This is a genomic window from Caballeronia sp. LjRoot29, from assembly GCF_964252755.1.
GTDB lineage: Bacteria > Pseudomonadota > Gammaproteobacteria > Burkholderiales > Burkholderiaceae > Caballeronia.
Window position 1 is genome coordinate 21,886 of record NZ_CAXUPU020000014.1, and the last position, 19,674, is coordinate 41,559.

23 protein-coding genes and 1 pseudogene are annotated in these 19,674 nt (G+C 59.7%); 17 read left to right on the plus strand and 7 right to left on the minus strand.

The annotated features are described in order from the left end of the window. Positions 1-263: 263 nt before the first annotated feature. A complete protein-coding gene (gpmA, locus tag ACSQ83_RS17000) occupies positions 264-1,010 on the minus strand; it encodes a 2,3-diphosphoglycerate-dependent phosphoglycerate mutase (protein ID WP_414952423.1) in 747 nt (248 codons plus the stop codon). A 200-nt stretch (positions 1,011-1,210) separates the two neighbouring features. Between gpmA and ACSQ83_RS17005 the strand changes: the two genes are divergently transcribed. The 4 genes from ACSQ83_RS17005 (at position 1,211) to ACSQ83_RS17020 (ending at position 3,523) form a co-directional block, all read left to right on the plus strand. Continuing rightward, a complete protein-coding gene (locus ACSQ83_RS17005) occupies positions 1,211-1,636 on the plus strand; it encodes a rhodanese-like domain-containing protein (protein WP_436228947.1) in 426 nt (141 codons plus the stop codon). Then, the gene (gene grxC / locus ACSQ83_RS17010; RefSeq protein ID WP_158937140.1) at positions 1,633-1,893 is read left to right on the plus strand and encodes a glutaredoxin 3; all 261 of its coding nucleotides are present in this window, start codon (positions 1,633-1,635) and stop codon (positions 1,891-1,893) included. The genes ACSQ83_RS17005 and grxC overlap by 4 nt, the downstream gene beginning before the upstream one ends. A 133-nt stretch (positions 1,894-2,026) precedes the next feature. Continuing rightward, positions 2,027-2,500 carry a protein-export chaperone SecB gene (secB, locus tag ACSQ83_RS17015; protein WP_414952425.1) on the plus strand — a complete coding sequence of 158 codons (474 nt, stop codon included), beginning with the start codon at positions 2,027-2,029 and terminating at the stop codon, positions 2,498-2,500. Between the two features lie 24 nt (positions 2,501-2,524). Next, the gene (locus ACSQ83_RS17020) at positions 2,525-3,523 is read left to right on the plus strand and encodes an NAD(P)H-dependent glycerol-3-phosphate dehydrogenase (protein WP_436228948.1); all 999 of its coding nucleotides are present in this window, start codon (positions 2,525-2,527) and stop codon (positions 3,521-3,523) included. 31 nt (positions 3,524-3,554) lie between these two features. On the opposite strand, the gene trmL is transcribed toward ACSQ83_RS17020, so the two are convergent. Continuing rightward, on the minus strand, positions 3,555-4,025 hold the full coding sequence (gene trmL / locus ACSQ83_RS17025) for a tRNA (uridine(34)/cytosine(34)/5-carboxymethylaminomethyluridine(34)-2'-O)-methyltransferase TrmL (RefSeq protein WP_436228949.1): 471 nt from the start codon (positions 4,023-4,025) through the stop codon (positions 3,555-3,557). A gap of 21 nt (positions 4,026-4,046) precedes the next feature. After that, positions 4,047-4,790, minus strand: coding sequence for a ComF family protein (locus ACSQ83_RS17030; RefSeq protein WP_436229018.1), 744 nt, complete (start codon positions 4,788-4,790; stop codon positions 4,047-4,049). Between the two features lie 228 nt (positions 4,791-5,018). On the opposite strand from ACSQ83_RS17030, the gene ACSQ83_RS17035 reads away from it, so the two are divergent. From ACSQ83_RS17035 to ACSQ83_RS17070, 8 genes are all read left to right on the plus strand, one after another. Next, a complete protein-coding gene (locus ACSQ83_RS17035) occupies positions 5,019-5,990 on the plus strand; it encodes a methyltransferase domain-containing protein (protein ID WP_436228950.1) in 972 nt (323 codons plus the stop codon). 283 nt (positions 5,991-6,273) lie between these two features. Beyond that, positions 6,274-6,750, plus strand: a complete 477-nt coding sequence (locus ACSQ83_RS17040; protein ID WP_299702502.1) for a DUF2244 domain-containing protein — start codon at positions 6,274-6,276, stop codon at positions 6,748-6,750. A 173-nt stretch (positions 6,751-6,923) separates the two neighbouring features. Beyond that, positions 6,924-8,582, plus strand: coding sequence for a cytochrome c oxidase subunit II (gene coxB / locus ACSQ83_RS17045; protein ID WP_414952430.1), 1,659 nt, complete (start codon positions 6,924-6,926; stop codon positions 8,580-8,582). A gap of 89 nt (positions 8,583-8,671) precedes the next feature. Then, positions 8,672-10,291, plus strand: a complete 1,620-nt coding sequence (gene ctaD / locus ACSQ83_RS17050; protein ID WP_414952431.1) for a cytochrome c oxidase subunit I — start codon at positions 8,672-8,674, stop codon at positions 10,289-10,291. A 106-nt stretch (positions 10,292-10,397) separates the two neighbouring features. After that, positions 10,398-10,538 carry a cytochrome oxidase small assembly protein gene (locus tag ACSQ83_RS17055; RefSeq protein WP_089165287.1) on the plus strand — a complete coding sequence of 47 codons (141 nt, stop codon included), beginning with the start codon at positions 10,398-10,400 and terminating at the stop codon, positions 10,536-10,538. 5 nt (positions 10,539-10,543) lie between these two features. Further along, complete coding sequence (locus tag ACSQ83_RS17060) at positions 10,544-11,116, plus strand: cytochrome c oxidase assembly protein (RefSeq protein ID WP_436228951.1); 573 nt, start codon at positions 10,544-10,546, stop codon at positions 11,114-11,116. Positions 11,117-11,189: 73 nt separating this feature from the next. Beyond that, complete coding sequence (locus ACSQ83_RS17065; RefSeq protein WP_414952433.1) at positions 11,190-11,396, plus strand: DUF2970 domain-containing protein; 207 nt, start codon at positions 11,190-11,192, stop codon at positions 11,394-11,396. Between the two features lie 85 nt (positions 11,397-11,481). Further along, the gene (locus ACSQ83_RS17070) at positions 11,482-12,339 is read left to right on the plus strand and encodes a cytochrome c oxidase subunit 3 (RefSeq protein WP_414952434.1); all 858 of its coding nucleotides are present in this window, start codon (positions 11,482-11,484) and stop codon (positions 12,337-12,339) included. A 314-nt stretch (positions 12,340-12,653) separates the two neighbouring features. Here the strand turns inward: ACSQ83_RS17070 and ACSQ83_RS17075 are convergent, their stop codons facing one another. Then, positions 12,654-12,863 carry a twin transmembrane helix small protein gene (locus ACSQ83_RS17075; RefSeq protein WP_089165283.1) on the minus strand — a complete coding sequence of 70 codons (210 nt, stop codon included), beginning with the start codon at positions 12,861-12,863 and terminating at the stop codon, positions 12,654-12,656. 99 nt (positions 12,864-12,962) lie between these two features. Between ACSQ83_RS17075 and ACSQ83_RS17080 the strand changes: the two genes are divergently transcribed. The 5 genes from ACSQ83_RS17080 (at position 12,963) to ACSQ83_RS17100 (ending at position 17,220) form a co-directional block, all read left to right on the plus strand. Beyond that, a complete protein-coding gene (locus ACSQ83_RS17080; RefSeq protein WP_414952435.1) occupies positions 12,963-13,715 on the plus strand; it encodes an SURF1 family protein in 753 nt (250 codons plus the stop codon). 161 nt (positions 13,716-13,876) lie between these two features. Further along, a complete protein-coding gene (locus ACSQ83_RS17085) occupies positions 13,877-14,536 on the plus strand; it encodes an SCO family protein (RefSeq protein WP_436228952.1) in 660 nt (219 codons plus the stop codon). Positions 14,537-14,566: 30 nt separating this feature from the next. Continuing rightward, positions 14,567-15,712 (plus strand): COX15/CtaA family protein, encoded by a 1,146-nt coding sequence (locus ACSQ83_RS17090; RefSeq protein ID WP_436228953.1) that lies wholly within the window; start codon positions 14,567-14,569, stop codon positions 15,710-15,712. A gap of 6 nt (positions 15,713-15,718) precedes the next feature. Beyond that, positions 15,719-16,624 (plus strand): heme o synthase, encoded by a 906-nt coding sequence (gene cyoE, locus ACSQ83_RS17095; RefSeq protein WP_414952438.1) that lies wholly within the window; start codon positions 15,719-15,721, stop codon positions 16,622-16,624. Then, complete coding sequence (locus ACSQ83_RS17100; protein ID WP_436228954.1) at positions 16,621-17,220, plus strand: SCO family protein; 600 nt, start codon at positions 16,621-16,623, stop codon at positions 17,218-17,220. The genes cyoE and ACSQ83_RS17100 overlap by 4 nt, the downstream gene beginning before the upstream one ends. 159 nt (positions 17,221-17,379) lie before the next feature. On the opposite strand, the pseudogene ACSQ83_RS17105 reads toward ACSQ83_RS17100, so the two are convergent. From ACSQ83_RS17105 to ACSQ83_RS17115, 3 genes and pseudogenes are all read right to left on the minus strand, one after another. Beyond that, positions 17,380-17,607: pseudogene (locus ACSQ83_RS17105) on the minus strand (transposase domain-containing protein); the annotation flags it as partial. Between the two features lie 132 nt (positions 17,608-17,739). Next, the gene (locus ACSQ83_RS17110; RefSeq protein ID WP_436228955.1) at positions 17,740-18,747 is read right to left on the minus strand and encodes a site-specific integrase; all 1,008 of its coding nucleotides are present in this window, start codon (positions 18,745-18,747) and stop codon (positions 17,740-17,742) included. After that, entirely contained in the window at positions 18,740-19,672 is a 933-nt protein-coding gene (locus tag ACSQ83_RS17115) for a tyrosine-type recombinase/integrase (RefSeq protein ID WP_436228956.1), read from the minus strand. Before ACSQ83_RS17115 ends, ACSQ83_RS17110 begins: the two co-directional genes overlap by 8 nt. Positions 19,673-19,674: the final 2 nt, after the last annotated feature.

Sequence of the window (19,674 nt, forward strand, 5' to 3'; positions counted from 1 at the left end):
GGACGTGCCGGCCGAAAGCGCGAAGGCGCAGGTTGCCGTCGCCATAAGCCACGCCGCGGGGCGGGGTGCATAAATCACGGGTGGCGCATTCGAGCCAACACGAGACCTCGCGCGGCCGATCTCTGTGCGATACATCCGGAGAACACCACGAGCGACGTGCACAGCGAAAAAAACATTGGACGCTGTTTCAAGCCCGCGGTCACCGGCGCGAGATCAAAGCACCCGCGACCGCCGGCCATTCTCGAAACAACAGAACAACAGCCTTAGCCCGCCTTCCCTTGCTTCGCCACTGCCGCCTGCGCCTTGGCAATCGCTTCCGGGTCGCCGAGATAATAGTGCTTGATCGGCTTCAGGTTTTCGTCGAGTTCATACACGAGCGGCACGCCGTTCGGGACGTTCAGCCCGACGATGTCGTCGTCGGAAATGCCGTCCAGGTACTTGATCAGCGCGCGCATGGAATTGCCGTGTGCCGCAATCAGCACACGCTTGCCCGATTTGATAGCCGGCGCGATGGACTCGTTCCAGATGGGCATGACGCGGGCGACCGTGTCCTTCAGGCATTCGGTCAGCGGCAACTGTTCACGCGGCACTTTTGCGTAACGCGGGTCGTTGAACGCCGTGCGTTCGTCGGAAGGATCGAGCGCAGGCGGCGGCGTGTCGTAGCTCCTGCGCCAGATCAGCACTTGCTCGTCGCCGTATTTCTTCGCGGTCTCAGCCTTGTTCAGGCCGGAGAGGGCGCCATAATGCCGCTCGTTCAGCCGCCACGAATGGACCACGGGCAAGTACATTTCGTCCATCTGATCCTGCACGTGCCAGAGCGTGCGGATCGCGCGCTTGAGCACCGATGTGTAGGCCAGGTCAAAGCTGAAGCCGGCTTCCTTCAGCAGCAGCCCCGCCTGTTGCGCCTCGCGGGTGCCTTGTTCTGTCAGGTCGACGTCGACCCAGCCTGTGAATCGGTTTTCCTTGTTCCACGTGGATTCGCCGTGGCGGATGAGCACTAGCTTGTACATGATGTCCGTTGAGAGGTCGGTTAGTTAGGAAGCGGCAAAAAAGCAGGAAACTGGCATCGATTCTGTGCGGCAACGCGTTCTGACGCAACTCAGCCGATCGGCCGAGTCCATCGCGGAGGACGGTTATTTTATAATGACCGGATTGTCCCGATTTTTTTCGACCTTTCATTTTTCCACAATCCCAATCCGGCGGTCCCGACGTGAAGTTTTTCACCGATTACACCAACCTTGTTCTTATCGCCGTCGCCCTCATTTCTGGTGGGTTGCTGCTTTGGCCGACGATTGTCCGGCGTGGCCGCGGAGGGGTTTCCGCGCCCGAGGCTATTCAACTGATCAACCGGCGCAACGCCTCCGTGATCGACGTGCGGCCGGCCGCCGAGTATTCGAAGGGGCATTTGCCGGCGGCGCGAAACTTCGAAATTTCGGAGCTTCAAGCAAAAATTGGCCAAATCGCGAAGAATAAGAGCAATCCGGTCTTGCTCGTATGTCAGACCGGCCAACAGTCCCAGAAGGCGAGCCAGATCGTGAGCGATGCCGGTTACGCCGAGGTCCACGTATTGCAAGGCGGGCTGGATGCCTGGCAAAAAGCCGGCATGCCGGTCGTGAAACAAGGAGCGGTAAAGTGAATAAAGTGATCATGTACAGCACGCAGGTGTGCCCGTATTGCCAGATGGCCGAACGTCTACTAAAGTCGCGCGGCGTGGAAAACGTCGAGAAGGTGCTGATCGACCGTGATCCGGCCCGGCGTGAAGAAATGATGACGCGCACGGGCCGCCGCACGGTGCCGCAGGTGTTCATTGGCGAGACGCATGTTGGCGGTTACGACGATCTGTCCGCGCTCGATCGCAAAGGCGGCCTGGTGCCGCTGCTCGAAGCCGCCTGAACAAGCAGCGGATCATCGGGCCGGGCGCGTCGGCCTGTATGCATTCGCTGCGCAATTAAGCTGCCCGTGGTTTTTAGCCGGAAAAAACCGGAAAAACCACGAGCGGCACATTAAATAATCAAGGGAATCAACCATGTCTGACGACAACAACCAGCCGTTCTTCAACATCCAGCGCATCTACTTGAAGGACATGTCGCTTGAGCAGCCCAATTCGCCGGGCATTTTCCTCGAGCAGGAAATGCCGTCGGTTGAGGTAGAAGTGGACGTGAAGGCCGAGCGCTTGGCGGAAAGCGTGTTCGAAGTGCTGGTCACGGGCACGGTGACCGCGAAGGTCGCGGACAAGGTCGCGTTCCTGATCGAAGCCAAGCAAGCCGGTATTTTTGATATCCGCAACATTCCCGCTGATCAAGTTGATCCGCTGGTCGGCATTGCGTGCCCGACCATCTTGTTCCCGTATTTGCGCTCGAACATTGCCGACGCCATCACCCGCGCCGGTTTCCCGCCGATTCACCTCGCCGAGATCAATTTCCAGGCGCTGTACGAACAACGTATTTCGCAGTTGTCGGCAGCTCAGGAAGGCGTGGCCAACGGCGCGACGCTGAACTAAATCCCGCATATTCCGGAGCCGGGCATGCAAGTAGCCGTTCTCGGCGCCGGTGCGTGGGGCACCGCGCTGGCTGGTCATCTGGCCACTCGCCACCCCACGGTGCTCTGGGCGCGCGATCGTGCGCTCATCGAGTCCTTGTCACATTCGCACGAAAACGAGCGTTACCTGCGCGGCATCACGCTGCCCGCAGCGCTTCAGTACGACCCCAATCTCGCTTCAGCACTGGCCCACGGCGCCGCCGAAGATGCCCTGTGCGTGGTTGCCGCTCCGGTAGCCGGGTTGCGTGCGTTATGCCGCAGCATGCGCGAACTCGGCATTGTTCCTGCGCATATCGTCTGGTTGTGCAAAGGTTTTGAAGCCGACACACAATGTCTGCCGAACGAGGTGGTCGCGGCCGAACTGCCGGAGCAAGCGAGCAACGGCACCCTTTCCGGGCCGAGCTTCGCGCGTGAAGTTGGGGAAGGTTTGCCTGTGGCGCTGACGATCGCGAGTGCATCGGTCACGCTGGGCGAGCGGACCGTTGCCGCGTTTCATCACGGCGCGATGCGCATTTACACCGGCGACGATGTAATTGGCGTTGAAGTGGGCGGCGCAGTAAAGAACGTGTTGGCCATTGCAACCGGCATTGCCGATGGACTCGGCCTGGGCCTGAACGCCCGGGCCGCGCTGATTACGCGCGGACTCGCCGAAATGTCGCGGCTCGGTGTCGCGCTTGGCGGCCGTGCGGAAACCTTCACGGGCCTGACCGGGCTCGGCGACCTGATTCTCACCGCAACGGGTGACCTGTCGCGCAATCGCACGGTCGGCATGCAGTTGGCAACAGGCCGTTCGCTTACCGACATTCTCGCCGCGCTCGGTCATGTGGCCGAGGGTGTGCGCTGCGCGCGTGCCGTGCTGGCGCTGGCGGAGTCTCGCGGCATCGAAATGCCTATTACGCACGCGGTGTGTCGCGTGTTATTCGAAAACGTCGCCCCGCGCGACGCGGTTCACGCGCTGCTGAGCCGGGACGCAAAAGCGGAGTGAGGGTTCTCGTGGGCGCGGGGAAAGTCGAGAACTATTCGCCGCCCTCGAACCCTGTCTGACGCCACGCTTCGAACGTCACGATTGCCACCGTATTCGATAAATTCAAACTCCTGTTCCCGGGCCGCATCGGCAAACGCACGCGCCGCTCGTTCGTGAACTGCCCAAGCACTGAGTCCGACAAGCCCCGGGTTTCGGCACCGAAGACAAACCAGTCACCCGCTTTGAATGCATGCCCGAAAAATGGCGTTGAGCCGCGCGTGGTGAAGGCGAACATGCGGCTGGCGTCGGGGACTTCCTTTGCGAGAAAAGCGTCCCAGTTCGCATGGACATGCATCTGCGCGTACTCGTGATAGTCGAGTCCGGCGCGACGCATCTTGGCGTCGTCGAGAGGAAAACCGAGCGGTTCGATCAAATGCAGGCGCGCGCCGGTATTGGCGCACAGCCGGATCACGTTGCCGGTATTCGGCGGGATTTCAGGTTCGACCAGTACGACATTGAACATAAGCGATATAAACCCGTGGAATTAGTCTTGCGGCGTGCGCAGCGCGACGAAGTTGGTAACACGCCGCGCGCCGGCGGCTTTCAGCGTAAACGCCAGCGCGTCGAGCGTGGCGCCTGAGGTCATCACGTCGTCGACGATTGCCACGTGCTGGCCGCGTATGTCACGCAACACTGTGAACGCACTGCCGACGTTTTTGCGTCGTGTATCGAGATCAAGCTTTGCTTGCGGCGCCGTATCTCTCGTGCGCTCGATCAGCGTTGCGTCAGCCAACGAGCCGAGCCGGCGCGCAAGCGGCTTTCCGATCGACCACGCCTGGTTGTAACCGCGCGTCCTCAGGCGCCGTGGCGACAGCGGCACGGGTGCAACGACATCGGGCGTCGCCGCGTCTGTGCTCTCGAACGCCGCTTGCAACTGGCGCGCGAACTCGTCGGCCGTTGCCAGCCGCGCGTGGAACTTGAGATCGAGCGCGAGTGTATCGAGCGGCGCATGATAGTCGGCCAGCGCAATAGTCGCGTCGAAATGCGGGGGCTCCGCAATGCACCGCCTGCAAGGCAAATAGGCGCCATTTTTAACGCCGGCGGACGCAGCCGGGCCCGCCGCGAGAACCGGCACGGGTAATGCACAAACCGGGCACCGTGTGCGCGCCTGATTCCAATACTGTTCATCGCAACCGGCACACAACACTTTCTGCGACAAATTGCCACACAATGCGCACTGACTGGGCAACGCGATGTCGCGCAACTGGCCGATCCGCCGCAGCGCCATGGCAGAAGCCTCGCGCAGCGAGCCTGGAGCGCGCCATACGACACCAAAGCATAGCTTCATACGTTCGATCCAAAGAATGCGCGGCAGCGCAAAAATCCGCCCTGAGTGAGCACGGGATCAGCCCACGAGCGCATTGGAGAACCGCGGGAAACCGTTGTGCTGCCTGGTTTGGCTGAACGTTTCAGGAATCGACCGAGTATACTTCGCACTCTTAGAAAGTAGGTTGTCATGTCCCCAACTCCTGCCAATGCTGGCCGTCCGGCCTACGATTCGCGCCATTTGCAGCGAATTTTCGACCGTCGGGCCGCAACGTTCGATGACGTTGCATTCCTGCCGCGCGAGATCGCGCAGCGCATGCGCGAGCGCCTTGACTACATCAAGGTAACCCCGGTGCGCGTGCTCGACGCGGGCTGCGGCATGGGCGCAGACCTGCCGGGCCTGCGCGAGCGTTTCGCAGATGCGTCGGTGCTCGGCATGGATTTGTCGGCAGCCATGTTGGCCCGGGCGAACCAGGCCGAGATGGCCGAATCTGAAGCCAACGCCGGCTGGCGGCGGTTTCTTCCGGCCACGCTGGGCAAGGCATTCGGCGCGCGCGGCCCGCAACTGGCGCAGGGCGATTTTGCCCACCTGCCCTTTGTTGCAAGTGCGTTCGAGATGCTCTGGTCGAACCTCGCGCTGCACTGGAATGCGCGCCCTGACCTCGTATTTCCCGAATGGGCACGTGTGCTCAAGGTGAACGGCCTGCTGATGTTCAGCACGCTCGGTCCCGACACATTGAAAGAGCTCAGCGGCGCATACGCGCAGGCGGAAAAATCACTGGGTCTGACGCCGCAGCGCCACACTATCGAATTCGTCGATATGCACGATCTCGGCGACATGCTCGTCGAGAGCGGTTTCGAGATTCCGGTGATGGATCAGGAGGTGCTGACGATCACGTACAAGTCGCCGGAATCGTTGCTGAAGGACGTCCGCCGATGGGGTGCTTATCCGCGTGACGTTGCACCGCAAAAGCAGGCTCGGGCGTTGCGTGACGCGCTTCACACGGCGCTTGAAGCGCGTCGCCGCGAAGACGGCACGATCCCGCTGACCTTCGAAGTGATCTACGGGCACGCATGGAAGGCGGTGCCGCGAATGACGGCGGAAGGGCACGGTATTGTGAGGCTGGAAGATATAGGACGAGGCTCAAAACGGAGCAAGTAAACCAGTCAAAAAGGCCATTCCCACCCCTCGAATACACGCGTTGACAAGCATCCAAAAGGATGCGGCAAAAGGGCGCAGAGGCTTGTGCGGCTTGGCTTTGCGGCGTGCACCACCTTGCTTGTGGATGCTGGGCAACGCGCCTATAATGCGTCAGTTTGTCGCCGGGCTGGCATGATTTTGGGCGCATTCCGAGTAGTTGGCGCTGGCCCAATAGGTGAGCAATAGATAGGCAATACACGCAACACGCAGCGCGGGTGAGACAAATCTGACGCGGGAGACGGCGATGCAAGCAACTGATCTGCCGATGGACACCGAACCGGTCGTAAAGGACTGGTTGATCAAGCGGAACTGTTCTGTCTCGCCGCGGCAATTCGTGGCCTTCTATGTGTCGCTGGCGCTGTTCTCGTTGCTGATCGCGAGTTTGCTGGTGTGGGCGGGCGCTTGGCTGGTGCTGCCTTTTACGGGTATCGAATTGCTGGCGGTCGGTATCGCGTTCGTCATTTATGCGCGGCATGCTGTCGACTATGAACGGATTCTGCTGTTTCACGATCGGCTGTTGATCGAGCGCATGGATGCGGAAACGCTCACGCAGATGGAGTTCAATCCGCGCTGGGTGAGAGTCGAGCCGGGAGCAACGCCGAGAGATCCGGTCAAGCTCGTGTCGCGGGGGGAGTCGGTGCCGGTCGGGATACATCTGGCGCAGCATCGTCGCAAGCAGTTCGCCGTCGAGTTGCGCATGTGGCTGAGACGTTGCAACTGACGGCCTGAAAATCGGCCACCCGCGATGTCCGGTTCGCAGCGCCCGGTTTGAAGAGAAGAAGCAGTGAAGGTCGTAGCAAGCGGCACACGCATCGACACGCGCCGCCGAGTAGATCGTTTCCAGGGGAGGCGATGCATGAGTCGGACGGGTGCATACGGGGGTCGAGGGTCTGAATGGAAATTTTGGGTAAGGAAGCTATGAAAACAATCAAGCGAGCCCTCTCGGGCGTGCTGGCGTTAAGCGGACTCCTGTTCGCCGGCGCAGCCCTGGCGGTCAACGACAGTCCTGGCGGTCCTGCAGTTAACGAACTTAACTTCCAGACGCCGGTGACGAAGATCGCCGAAGAGCTCTACAGCCTCCATACGTTCATGCTGATCATCTGTACGGTGATTTTCCTCGGCGTGTTCGGCGTGATGTTCTATTCGGTCCTGATGCACCGGAAGTCGAAAGGACACAAGGCTTCGAATTTCCACGAAAGCACCACCGTCGAAATCATCTGGACGATTGTTCCGTTCGTGATCGTCGTGCTGATGGCGCTGCCGGCCACGAAGGCCGTCGTCGCCATGAAGGACACAACCAACGCCGACCTGACCGTGAAGGTCACCGGCTATCAGTGGAAGTGGGGTTACGACTACGTGAAGGGGCAGGGCGAAGGCATCAACTTCCTGTCCACGCTTTCTACCCCGCGTAGCGAAACGAACGGCCAGGCGCCCATTTCCGAGCTGTATCTGCAAGAAGTCGACAACCCGCTCGTGGTTCCGGTCGACAAGAAAATCCGCATCATCACCACCGCTAATGACGTCGTCCACTCGTGGTACGTCCCGGCATTCGGCGTGAAACAGGATGCGATCCCCGGCTTCGTGCGTGACACGTGGTTCAAGGCCGAGAAGACCGGCACGTTCCGCGGCTTCTGTACCGAGTTGTGCGGCAAGGAACACGCGTACATGCCGGTCGTGGTCGAAGTGTTGTCCGCTGAGGACTACACGGCATGGGTCGATGGCCAGAAGAAGAAAATGGCCGCCAGCGCGGACGATCCGAACAAGACTTACACCATGGACGAACTGAAGGCGCGCGGCGCGCAGGTCTATTCGTCGAATTGCGCGGTCTGTCACCAGCCGACCGGCAAGGGCGCAGGCCAGTTTCCGGCGCTCGACGGCAGCAAGATCGCCAATGGCCCGATCGCGGACCACGTGAGCATTGTGCTGAAAGGCAAGGGCGCAATGCCGAACTGGGGCGCGACATTGAACAACGTCGAGATCGCTTCGGTGATCACGTACGAACGCAATACCTGGGGCAATCACACCGGCGACATCCTGCAACCCCTTCAAGTTGCCGATGCACGTAACGGCAAGATGCCGGCGGGTGGCGACCATCTCGCGGGTGCAGGTGCTGCAGCAGCTTCGGATACGGCGGCGAGCGGCGCGGCAGCGGGTTCGGATGCGGCAAGTGCGGCTCCGGCGGCATCTGCTGCGCCGGCAGCGGCATCGGACGCATCGGCTCCGGCGGCAACCGCCGCTTCGTTGCCGGCGAGCGTCTATTTTGAGACGGGTAAGAATGCTTTGCCCGCCGATGCCGCCAGCGCAGTCCAGACAGCAGCTGATTACGCGAAGGCGCATCCGGACGCTAAGCTGACGCTGTCGGGCTTCACCGACGCAACCGGCTCTGCCGCGAAGAACGCCGAACTGGCGAAGACGCGCGCGCAGGCCGTTCGCGATGCGCTGAAGGCCGCGGGCGTAGCGGAAGACCGCATCATTTTGAAGAAGCCGGAAACGATCACGGGCGGTGCTGACCCGAGAGAAGCACGGCGCGTTGAGATCAGTCCGGCTGCCTGACGGTCGTACCCAAACGGCCAGCTTCCTTCTGAAAGGAAGCTGGCGTAGCGTACACCCAAGTGCCGCAGTATTCGCTTTAGGAGATTGTCATGTCTAGCATCGGACACGATGTAACCGCGGGCCATGAACATGGTCACGCCCACGACGAGCATGCGCACGAGCTGCCGTACGGCTGGCGTCGCTGGCTATTTGCGACGAACCACAAGGACATCGGTACCTTGTACCTGTTGTTCTCGTTCATCATGTTCCTGTCCGGGGGCGTGATGGCGCTGATGATCCGCGCGGAGCTCTTCGAGCCCGGCCTGCAGATCATGCGGCCAGAGTTCTTTAACCAGTTGACCACCATGCACGGCCTGATCATGGTGTTCGGCGCGATCATGCCGGCGTTCGTCGGTTTCGCGAACTGGCAGATTCCGCTGCAGATCGGCGCATCGGACATGGCCTTCGCGCGGATGAATAACTTCAGCTTCTGGCTGCTGCCGGTGGCTGCCATCCTGCTGATCACGTCGTTCTTCGTTCCCGGCGGCGCAACCGCTGCCGGCTGGACGCTGTACGCACCGCTGTCCACGCAGATGGGCCCGGGCATGGACTTCGCCATTTTCGCGATCCACTTGATGGGTGCGTCGTCGATCATGGGCGGTATCAATATCGTCGTGACGATCCTGAACATGCGCGCGCCCGGCATGACGCTGATGAAGATGCCCATGTTTTGCTGGACCTGGCTGATCACCGCCTACCTGTTGATTGCCGTGATGCCGGTGCTGGCAGGCGCGATCACCATGGTGCTGTTCGATCGCCACTTCGGCACGTCGTTCTTCAATGCAGCAGGCGGCGGCGATCCGGTGATGTACCAGCATATTTTCTGGTTCTTCGGGCATCCCGAGGTGTACATCATGATCTTGCCGGCGTTCGGGATTGTGTCTCAGGTGATCCCGGCGTTCTCGCGCAAGCCGCTGTTCGGTTATAGCTCGATGGTGTACGCAACGGCATCCATCGCGATCCTCTCGTTCATGGTGTGGGCGCACCACATGTTCGCCACCGGCATGCCGGTGACGGGCCAGCTCTTCTTCATGTACGCGACCATGCTGATCGCGGTGCCGACGGGCGTTAAGGTGTTCAACTGGGTCGCCACCATGTGGCGCGGTTCGTTGACCTTTGAATCGCCCATGCTGTTCGCCATCGGCTTTCTGTTCGTGTTCACCATGGGCGGTTTCACGGGCCTGATCCTCTCCATGGCGCCGCTCGATATCCAGATGCACGGCACTTATTACGTAGTGGCGCACTTCCACTACGTGCTGGTGGCGGGGTCGTTGTTCGCGCTCTTTTCCGGGTGGTACTACTGGTCGCCGAAGTGGACCGGCTGGATGTACAACGAGACGCGCGGGAAGATCCATTTCTGGGCGTCGATGATCTTCTTCAACATCACCTTCTTCCCGATGCACTTCCTGGGCCTCGCCGGCATGCCGCGTCGTTATGCGGATTACCCGGCGCAGTTCACGGACTTCAACCAGGTTGCGACAATTGGCGCGTTTGGTTTCGGTCTGGCGCAGGTGTACTTCCTATTCGCGGTCGCATTGCCGGCGTATCGCGGCGGTGGTGATCTGGAGAAAGCCGAGGACAAGCCGTGGGACGGCGCTGAAGGTCTGGAATGGACCATCCCGAGCCCGGCTCCTTTCCATACGTTCGAGCAGCCGCCGCACGTGGAGTGAATACTGGCGGCGTGTCCCGTTGCGCTGATGTTGAAGTGGAACGGGACGCGCGCCACGCAGGACAATGACAGCGAAGCGCATGACTAGCGGAATAAAGCCTGAACGGATGACCCGGAATTCACAGAAGCAACGCACGCCCGCGCAGGTTCGCGCAGGCAACAAACGGCTTGGCCTGATCCTGTTGGCAGTGGCCGCGGTTTTTTTCGCGGCAGTAGTCGTCGATCAGTACGTGCGCTCCAGAGGGTAGCGAACGTGTCGACGCCCGAGGAGATCAAGGAAGATCGCGCGTTCAACCGCTCGATGATGGTCAAGCTGATTGTGGTGGCCGCCGCCATGTTCGGTTTCGGTTTTGCGCTGGTGCCCATGTATCGCGCGATCTGCTCGATTACCGGCATCAACAATCTCGTGCAGCGCGATGTCGGCGCACGGGAAGCGAAGAATACGCAGGTCGACATGAGCCGCAAGATTGCCATCGAATTCGATGCAAACGCGCGCGGCCCATTGCAGTTCAAGCCGGAGCAGAACACGCTGGACGTGCATCCGGGCGAAGTGATGACGGTGATGTACGAGGTGACCAACCAGCAAGCCCGCACGGTTCAGGCGCAAGCCATTCCGAGTTATGCGCCCATGCAGGCCACCGAGTATTTCAAGAAGATCGAGTGCTTTTGCTTCACGCAGCAGACGTTGAAACCGAACGAGACCCGGCGAATGCCCGTGGTGTTCGTGGTGGATCCAAAGCTGCCCAAGGATGTGAAAACGATCACGTTGTCGTACACATTCTTTGAATTGACCGCGCCTGCGTCGGTGTCGAAAAACGGTATTTAGTGCAAGGCTGCACTTTCCGGCCAATAAGCGCGGCAGGCCGTATATAAACCGAGCAACGCGGCGGAGACGTGAGATGGTTGAATCACAAAAGCAGGCGCCGAAGAACAGTTTTCTCCGGTTGCTGAAGGCGGTTTTCTGGTCGTTTTTCGGCGTGCGCCGTCGCAGCGACCTGGAAAACGATGCCTCGCTGAATCCGCTGCATTTGATCGCGGCCGGGGTAATTGGGGCGGTGCTATTTATCGTCGTGTTGCTGGTGGTGGTACGGGCGGTGGTGGGGTAACGCTAGTGGTGTTGCTGCGGAAGGATCAAGCGGCGGCAGTGGCAGCAAAAAATTCAAGCAACTGGATCGAAGTGGAGAATCAATAATGAGCGGTCAAAACGAAAGCCCGTACTATTTCGTCCCGCAGCCGTCGAGACATCCGATCATGGCCGCCACCGGCCTTCTGATCTCGATGGCTTCACTGGCGTCGTGGGTCAATGGTGAACCATGGGCGCCGATCACGTTTGTCATCGGCCTGCTTTGGCTGCTGTACACGCTATGGCACTGGTTTGGAGACTCCATCGGGGAATCCGAAGGCGGGATGTACGGCAAGAACGTGGATTTGTCGTACCGCTGGAGCATGAGCTGGTTCATTTTCTCCGAAGTGATGTTCTTCGCGGCGTTCTTCGGCGCGCTGTTTTACGCCCGCCAGATTGCGTTGCATGAACTGGGTAGTCTCGATTACAAGCTGATCTGGCCGGACTTCACCGCTGTATGGCCGAATAACGGTCCCGCCGCGCTGGTGTCGCACTTCCGTTCAATGACGCCATGGCCGCTGCCGACGATCAACACCGCGTTGCTGCTCAGTTCAGGCGCTACGCTGACGGTCGCTCACCATGCACTGCGCGAAAATCATCGGAACAAAACAATCATCTGGCTGGCCGCGACCGTGCTGCTCGGTCTGTGCTTCCTGTTCTGCCAGGGCTACGAATATTTCCACGCGTACAACGAACTGAACCTCACACTGGCTTCTGGCGTGTACGGCTCCACGTTCTTTTTGCTGACGGGCTTCCACGGCTTCCACGTGTTTCTCGGCGGCACAATGCTCACCGTTGTCCTTGTGCGTGTCATCCGTGGGCACTTCACTGCAGAACATCATTTCGCGTTTGAAGGCGCCGCGTGGTACTGGCACTTTGTGGACGTGGTGTGGCTCGGACTGTATGTAGTCGTGTACTGGTTGTAAGTAGTCAGATAGCGATTAGGCCGGACGGGTGCGGCGGATTGATCCACTTGCGCTGGTCTCGCTTGATGAGCTGAAGTGGAATGAAGGAAGTCGATTGAAAAAGATGCTTTGCAAAGCGCCGCCTCGACCTGACTCGGGCGGCGCTTTTTGCTTTTGAGTGCGGCTTGTGGAAATGTGAAGAAGGCGTTTCGTGCGCGGTTTTGTCGCAGCGTTGAGCGCAACGGCTCGCTAGTATTCCGCGATCCGGGGCGAACCTTCACGCTGCCGGAAAGCCCAACTTACTACGCAAATGCAACGCGTTGTTCGGAGCTTATTCAGCGTCCGAGTGGAATCCCGGTGGACTGGATCCAGCCCATCCAGTGCGCGAACAGGATGAAGAGGAACAGCGAGATCGACAGCCCGACCCGCATGGCGAGCGACCACACCATGCGCTTGGTCTTGCCCTTGTCGGTCATCATGAAGTACAACGCCGAACCCAGGCTCGCGATGATGAGAATGAATGCAACGGCAACGAATATGTGCATGAAAACAGCCAGTTGGCCTAAGAAGTTCGATCTGTCGATTATCGCACCGCAGGTAACATGCCGCGTGGGCGCTCAGGTTTCCACCGGTGGAAACGCGGTATGAAAATTCGCTTCTGGCCGGCGCTGATCATCCTGATCGTCATGGCGGTTACGGTGCGGCTTGGCTTCTGGCAACGGGACCGCGCGCATCAGAAAGAGCAGTTGAACGCGCAGATTGTCGCGTTCGAAAACGCGCCGGTGCAGCGCGTGGGCGCGACGCCGATTGCGTTGAAAGATATCAATTTTCATCGTGTACTGGCGCGTGGCACATTCATGCCCGATCGGGTCGTCTATCTCGACAACCGGCCTTATAACGACCAGCCGGGTTTCTACGTCGTGATGCCGCTCAAGCTCGATGGCGGCGGCGTCGTGCTTGTAAACCGCGGCTGGTTGCCACGTAACCTGGTGGATCGTACGGGCATTGAGCCGTATGACACGCCGTCCGGTGAAGTCGAGATTGAAGGCGTTGCGCGGGCGAATGCGTCGCAGGCTTTCGAGTTGGGACACGGCGGTTCCGCGGCGCAGCAAAAGATTCGGCAGAATCTCGATGTCGCCGCCTATGCCGCCGAAACGGGTTTGCCGCTGCAACCGTTCGTCATCCAGCAATTGAACAATAGCGGCGACAAGCTGGTGCGTGACTGGCCGGCGCCGACCATGGGCGTGGATACCAACTACGGCTATATGCTGCAGTGGTGGGGCATGGCGCTTGCCGCGCTCGGGTTCGGTTTGTACGCCGCGAGGCGCGCGGCGAAGAACGAAGGGAAGAAGGACGACGGGCCGAATGCGCCAGAACCGCTCGATGGGAAGGTTTGATCCCGCACCCTACTAACCTCGAGCAAGGTCCAGCACGGCGAATTGGCCGATAACGGACCTCCGCGCTTACGCCACAACGCAGGCGCCCAGCGCTTGATTGATTGCGTCGCGTGAATAATGAGTACGCGACGTCGCAAACGAATAGAGGCAACATTTTGTCCATGCAAACTCCCCGACCGTCCGCGTCTGCCGTTCACAAGGCGCGTGCCCAGCAGCAGGAACGCACGCCCGGCTCATGGAACAAGGGGCGCTGGATGCTGATCCTGCTCGCAGCCGTTTGCGCCGCGCCGGTCCTCGCGTCCTACTTCATGTACTACGTGGTCAAGCCTACTGGCGGCACTACGAGCTACGGCGCGCTCATTGATCCTCAACGGCCGATTCCCGACCAGCTCGCCGTCACCGACGAACAAGGCAAGCCGATGCCGCTCACCGCGCTGCGCGGCAAATGGCTGATGGTCACGGTCAATGGCAGCGATTGCAACGAACAGTGCGTCACGCGTCTGTTCTTCATGCGGCAGGTCCGTGTGCTGCAAGGGGCGGAACGCGATCGGGTGATCAACGTCTGGCTTCGTACCGATGACAAACCAGTGTCGGACGTGATCCGCACGGCTTATCCGCAGCCGGACACGCGCATGCTGGTCGCCGCCGATCCCAAGGCGGTTGCGGCGTGGTTGCCGGCGGGTGCGGATTCGCAACTCACCGATCACATCTTCCTGGTCGATCCCAACGGCAATCTCATGATGCGGTTCCCGAAGAATCCGGAGCCGGAGAAGATCAAGGCGGATCTGGCGAAGCTGCTGAAGTGGTCGCGGATCGGTTGAAGACGAGTTGAAGTTGAGGACAGGGCACGCATGACTTACGTTTTACAACTCGGGTTGATCGGCATCTGCATTGCGTTGTTGCCGCTTTCGTACGTGTGGGTGAAAGCCGACGACAACAAATTTCGCAAGCTCGTCTGGCTCACCACCTTCCTGACGCTCGACCTCGTGATGTTCGGCGGTTTTACGCGTCTCACCGATTCGGGTCTCGGTTGTCCTGACTGGCCAGGCTGTTATGGCACGTCGTCGCCGTTTATTGCGCATGCGGCCATCAACGCCGCGTATCAGGCGATGCCGACGGGACCGGTGAGTATCGGCAAGGCGTGGATCGAGATGATACATCGCTATTTCGCGATGGCGATTGGCGTGTTGATCATCGCGCAGGTCCTGATTGCCTGGACGGCCCGTATCAAGCGCCGGCCGCTGCACGTGTCGCCATGGTGGCCGACGGGCATCCTGATGCTGATCGTGGTTCAGGGCGCGTTCGGGGCGTGGACGGTCACGATGAAACTGCAGCCCGTGATTGTGACCACGCATTTGTTGCTCGGATTGGCGTTGCTCGGCTCGCTCGGGTGGCTGGCTGCGCGCTTGACGCCGATTCCGGCTATCGATCCCGCCGCCGCCCGCTGGTTGCCCGCGGCGCTCGTCGGCGTATTGCTGCTGGTCGTCCAGATCGCGCTGGGCGGCTGGGTCAGCACGAACTACGCGGTGCTCGCGTGCACGGATTTCCCGCTGTGCAACGGCGCGTGGATTCCGCCGATGAACTTCGAGCACGGCTTCCACCTTTGGCGGGCGCTCGGCATGACCGGCGACGGCGATGTCATTTCGCAAGACGCGCTCGTCGCGATTCACTGGACCCACAGGACCTTTGCGATCGTTGTCGTGCTATACACGTTGTGGCTCGCGGCGAAACTGCGGCGATTTGAGTCGTTGAGAAAACCTGCCAACGGCATCATGATCGTGATCCTCGTGCAGTTCCTGACGGGGTTGTCGAACATCCTGCTGCAGTGGCCGCTGCCTATCGCCGTGGCCCACAACGGCGGGGCGGCCATCCTTTTGCTCTTGCTCGTTATGGTAAACTTTCGAATCTCTTCCAGCCGTCCCGGCCACGTTGTGGGGTCGTCTGCCTCCGTCTCGCGCGAGCCCGTTTCCGCATCGCTTCCGCGCCAAGCTCCGTGAGTTTCTATGGACAGCACGACACTAATTTCCCCTTCCGGTAACCGCCTCTCGCAGTACATCGCGTTGACCAAACCGCGCGTGACGCAACTCGCGGTTTTCTGCGCGGTCATCGGCATGTTCCTGTCCACGCCGGGCATGGTGCCGTGGACGGTGCTGATCGGCGGAACCGTGGGCATCTGGTTGCTGGCCGGGGCCGCGTTCGCCATCAACTGCCTGATGGAACAAAAAATCGATGCCATGATGCGCCGCACCGCGTGGCGTCCGTCCGCCCGCGGCGAGATCACGCCTGCTCAGATCCTGCTGTTTTCAGCGGTGCTCGGCGGCGCGGGCATGTGGACGCTCTACACGTTCACGAACGGGCTGACCATGTGGCTGACCATTGCCACGTTTGTCGGCTATGCGGTGATTTATACGTGCTTGTTGAAACCCGCTACGCCGCAGAACATTGTGATTGGCGGCGCGTCGGGCGCCATGCCGCCGGCGCTTGGCTGGGCAGCCGTTACGGGCCACGTGCCCGGGGACGCTTGGATTCTTGTCCTGATCATCTTCGTATGGACACCGCCGCACTTTTGGGCGCTGGCGTTGTACAGGCGCAAGGACTACGAGAACGCAGGCTTGCCCATGCTGCCGAATACGCACGGCGAGAAATACACCCGTCTGCATATCCTTTTGTACACGGTGATCCTGTTTGCCGTGACCATGATGCCGTTTATCTCCGGCATGAGCGGGGTGCTCTATTTGGCGTCCGCTGTCGTGCTCGGCGGCATTTTCCTGGGTTATGCGTGGAAGATTTATCGTGAATATTCCGATGCTCTCGCGCGCAAGACCTTCCGGTTCTCCATCGTGTATTTGTCGCTGTTGTTCGGCGCGCTGCTCGTGGATCACTACGTGCGAACGGTGATCGGTTTATGAAGTTTTCAGCTCGGGGAATCGCTGTCTGGTTGGGATTCGTTTTGGCCGCCGCGCTGCTCGCAGGATGCGATAGCAAGCCGGCGTTCACCAATCTCGACATCACGGGTAATACGCAGTTCGGCAGCGATTTTTCGTTGCCCGACACCAGCGGCAAACCGCGCACGCTCGGCGATTTCAAAGGCAAGGCGGTGGTGCTGTTCTTCGGCTATACGCATTGCCCGGACGTTTGCCCGACCACGCTCGCTGAACTGTCACAGGCAATCGCAAAACTCGGCGACGACGGCAAGCGCGTTCAAGTGCTGATGGTCACCGTCGATCCCGCACGCGACACAGCGCCATTGCTGGGCGAATATGTATCGGCGTTTAGCCCGACGTTCATCGGGTTGCGTCCTGCTGACACGGCGGAACTCGTCAAGATCACGAAGGATTTTCGCGTGTATTACGCGCAGGTCCCCGGCAAGGCGGCCGGCGATTACACCATGGACCACACGGCCGCTAGCTATGTATTCGATCCGCAAGGGAAACTCAGGTTGTTCGCACGTGACGGACAGGGCGTGGATACCTGGGTGCATGATCTGAAGTTGCTGCTCGATTAAACGGGCGCTTGCGATGAGTGATGCCAAGGCCGTTTCAACTTACGTTGAAGCGGCCTTTTTCATGGGTGATGGTAAGCACCTCGCGAGGACCGTTCGCAATACGGTGGACACGTGAGGCATGATCGGGTTTCGGACGATGTGGTGCTCGCCGGCTGGCAATCAGTGCGTGGAGCCAGATAGGCAGGGCTGCTCTGGCAGTTTCCTGGCGACGTTCCAGGGTAGCAGTTCGTCGATACGATTGATGGGGTGATCAGCGATATGGGTCAGGACGTATTCGAGGTAGGTGCGCGGGTTGATCCCGTTGAGCTTGCACGTGCCGATCAGACCGTACATCGCGGCAGCCCGCTCGCCCCCGCTATCGGAGCCGGCGAACAAGAAGTTCTTGCGTCAATGCACATATGTGCATTGACGCAATAATGCGCAGCCGCAAATTATGCGGAGTCCGTCACTTTCTGAAGAGTGCCAGGCGAGTCGCCGAAGCGATCTGCAAGGATTCGCGGTTCGGCGAGCTGCGCATAATTACAGCGACTCCAGGAACTGCAGGATGTGGTCCGGCGGTCGATATCGAGGATTCTTTACTTGCGGCAGCTGAATCCTGTTCAGCGCTCGCTCCTTCATTGTCAGATCAGCTTCCATGTAGCCGTGCGTTGTCGATGGGCTTTCGTGTCCCAGCCACAACGCGATGACTGACAGGTCGACGCCTGATTGAAGTAGATGCATGGCGGTCGCGTGTCGAACCAGATGAGGAGAAACACGTCGTTTGGCGAGCTGCGGACATTGGTCTTTCGCGCGCGTTACGGCAATTCTCAGCCGGTCGGCGACATTGGAGCGAGTCATCGCATTTCCCGACCGATTTGGAAAGAGCCTCTGACTTGGTGCATCCTGGATCTGAGGCAACCACCCTTTGATGAGCCTGGCCGTAGATCGCCATAAAGGCACCGTCCGCTCCTTTCGTCCTTTACCGACAATATGGACACAGGGCGACGTGCCCAGGATTACATCGCTGACGCGCAGTGCAAGGATTTCCGAGACCCGTGCTCCGGTGTTATACATGGTTGTCAGGAGGACCCTGTCGCGTTGGCCCGGCCAAGTGTCTGGGTCGGGCGCGATCAACAGGTGCTGAATCTCATCGCGAGACAGGAATCCAACCATAGGTTTATCGCAACGCTTCATCGGCACCGAGAGTGCACGCTGTATAACGGCCAACGACGCAACGTCACGGTGTGCCGCGTACTTCAGGAACGAGCGCAACGCTGCGAGTCGAACGTTACGGGTCCGCGTGCTGTTGTGCCGTTCAACCTCGAGATGTCGCAAAAACTCCAGGATCAGCGGCGCATCCATGTCCGACAGCGTCAGATCAGTTGGGCACCTGCCAAGGCGATTCGATGCGAACTGGAGAAACAGACGAAACGCATCGCGATAGCTCGATACCGTCTCCGGACTCACCGCGCGTTGCTGCATCAACCGTTCGACGAAGAAGTCCTGCAGGAGCGTCGCGAAGGAAGGAACCAGGCGTGCTTTAGTCATGACCCACCCCTTCGGCAAAACCCGCAAATTTCTGGCTCACGATTTCCATGAGATCGGGAACCGCAGTCAGATACCAGTAGGTATCGCTCGGCTTCACATGTCCCAGATATGTTGACAGCGCGATCATCCGGTTGTCGACGTTCTCGCCATCCTGATACCACTTCAGGATTCGCCAGCACACGAACGTGTGGCGAAGATCATGGATACGAGGCAATGCATGGTCGCCTCGCGCAATCCATCCGAGTTGCTCGCGAAGCCGACCAAACGCCCAGTGCACTGTCCTGGGATGCAGCTTCCTGCCATCAAGGTTCACAAAGAACGAGTTGCACGGCTCGGTAGCGACGACCAGCGTACGGCGGGCAGCGTAACGCTTCATGGCCCGAGTTACCGTAGGATGCAACGGAATAAGCCTCGACTTGTGGAACTTCGTCTCGCGGACAGTTAGCGTCCCAGCAACAAGATTCACGTCATCTCTGGACAGATTGATGGCTTCCGAGATTCGCAGACCGGTTGCCGCAATCAAACCGAATAACGCTTCATAGGTGAGCGGTCTGATCGAACCCGCGGGTAGCATCGCCGCCGACGCAGCGAGAAGTTCGTTGAGTTCCTGCTTTGTGTAGATATGTGGTGTCAGACGACGATGAGCTCGCCCGCACAGGTCGCATCGTGGAACAACGGTGTCAGGATAGAGCTGTTTGAGATGCTTCGCGAAGGGACGGATTACCTCGATTCGACGCGCCCAGGTAATGGGCCTTTGGCTCGGCGTCGAGTGTGCCCAGGCGAGCGCCAAATCTTCGGTGATCGAACCACGATGCTCCATCGCGTCCGCAAAGCGGGCGAAGTTCATCAATACGTGTCCAGAGATCTTGAGGTCGAATCCAAGGCAGCGTCGCTCTGCGAGATATGCTTGCGCCAGCGATACCATCG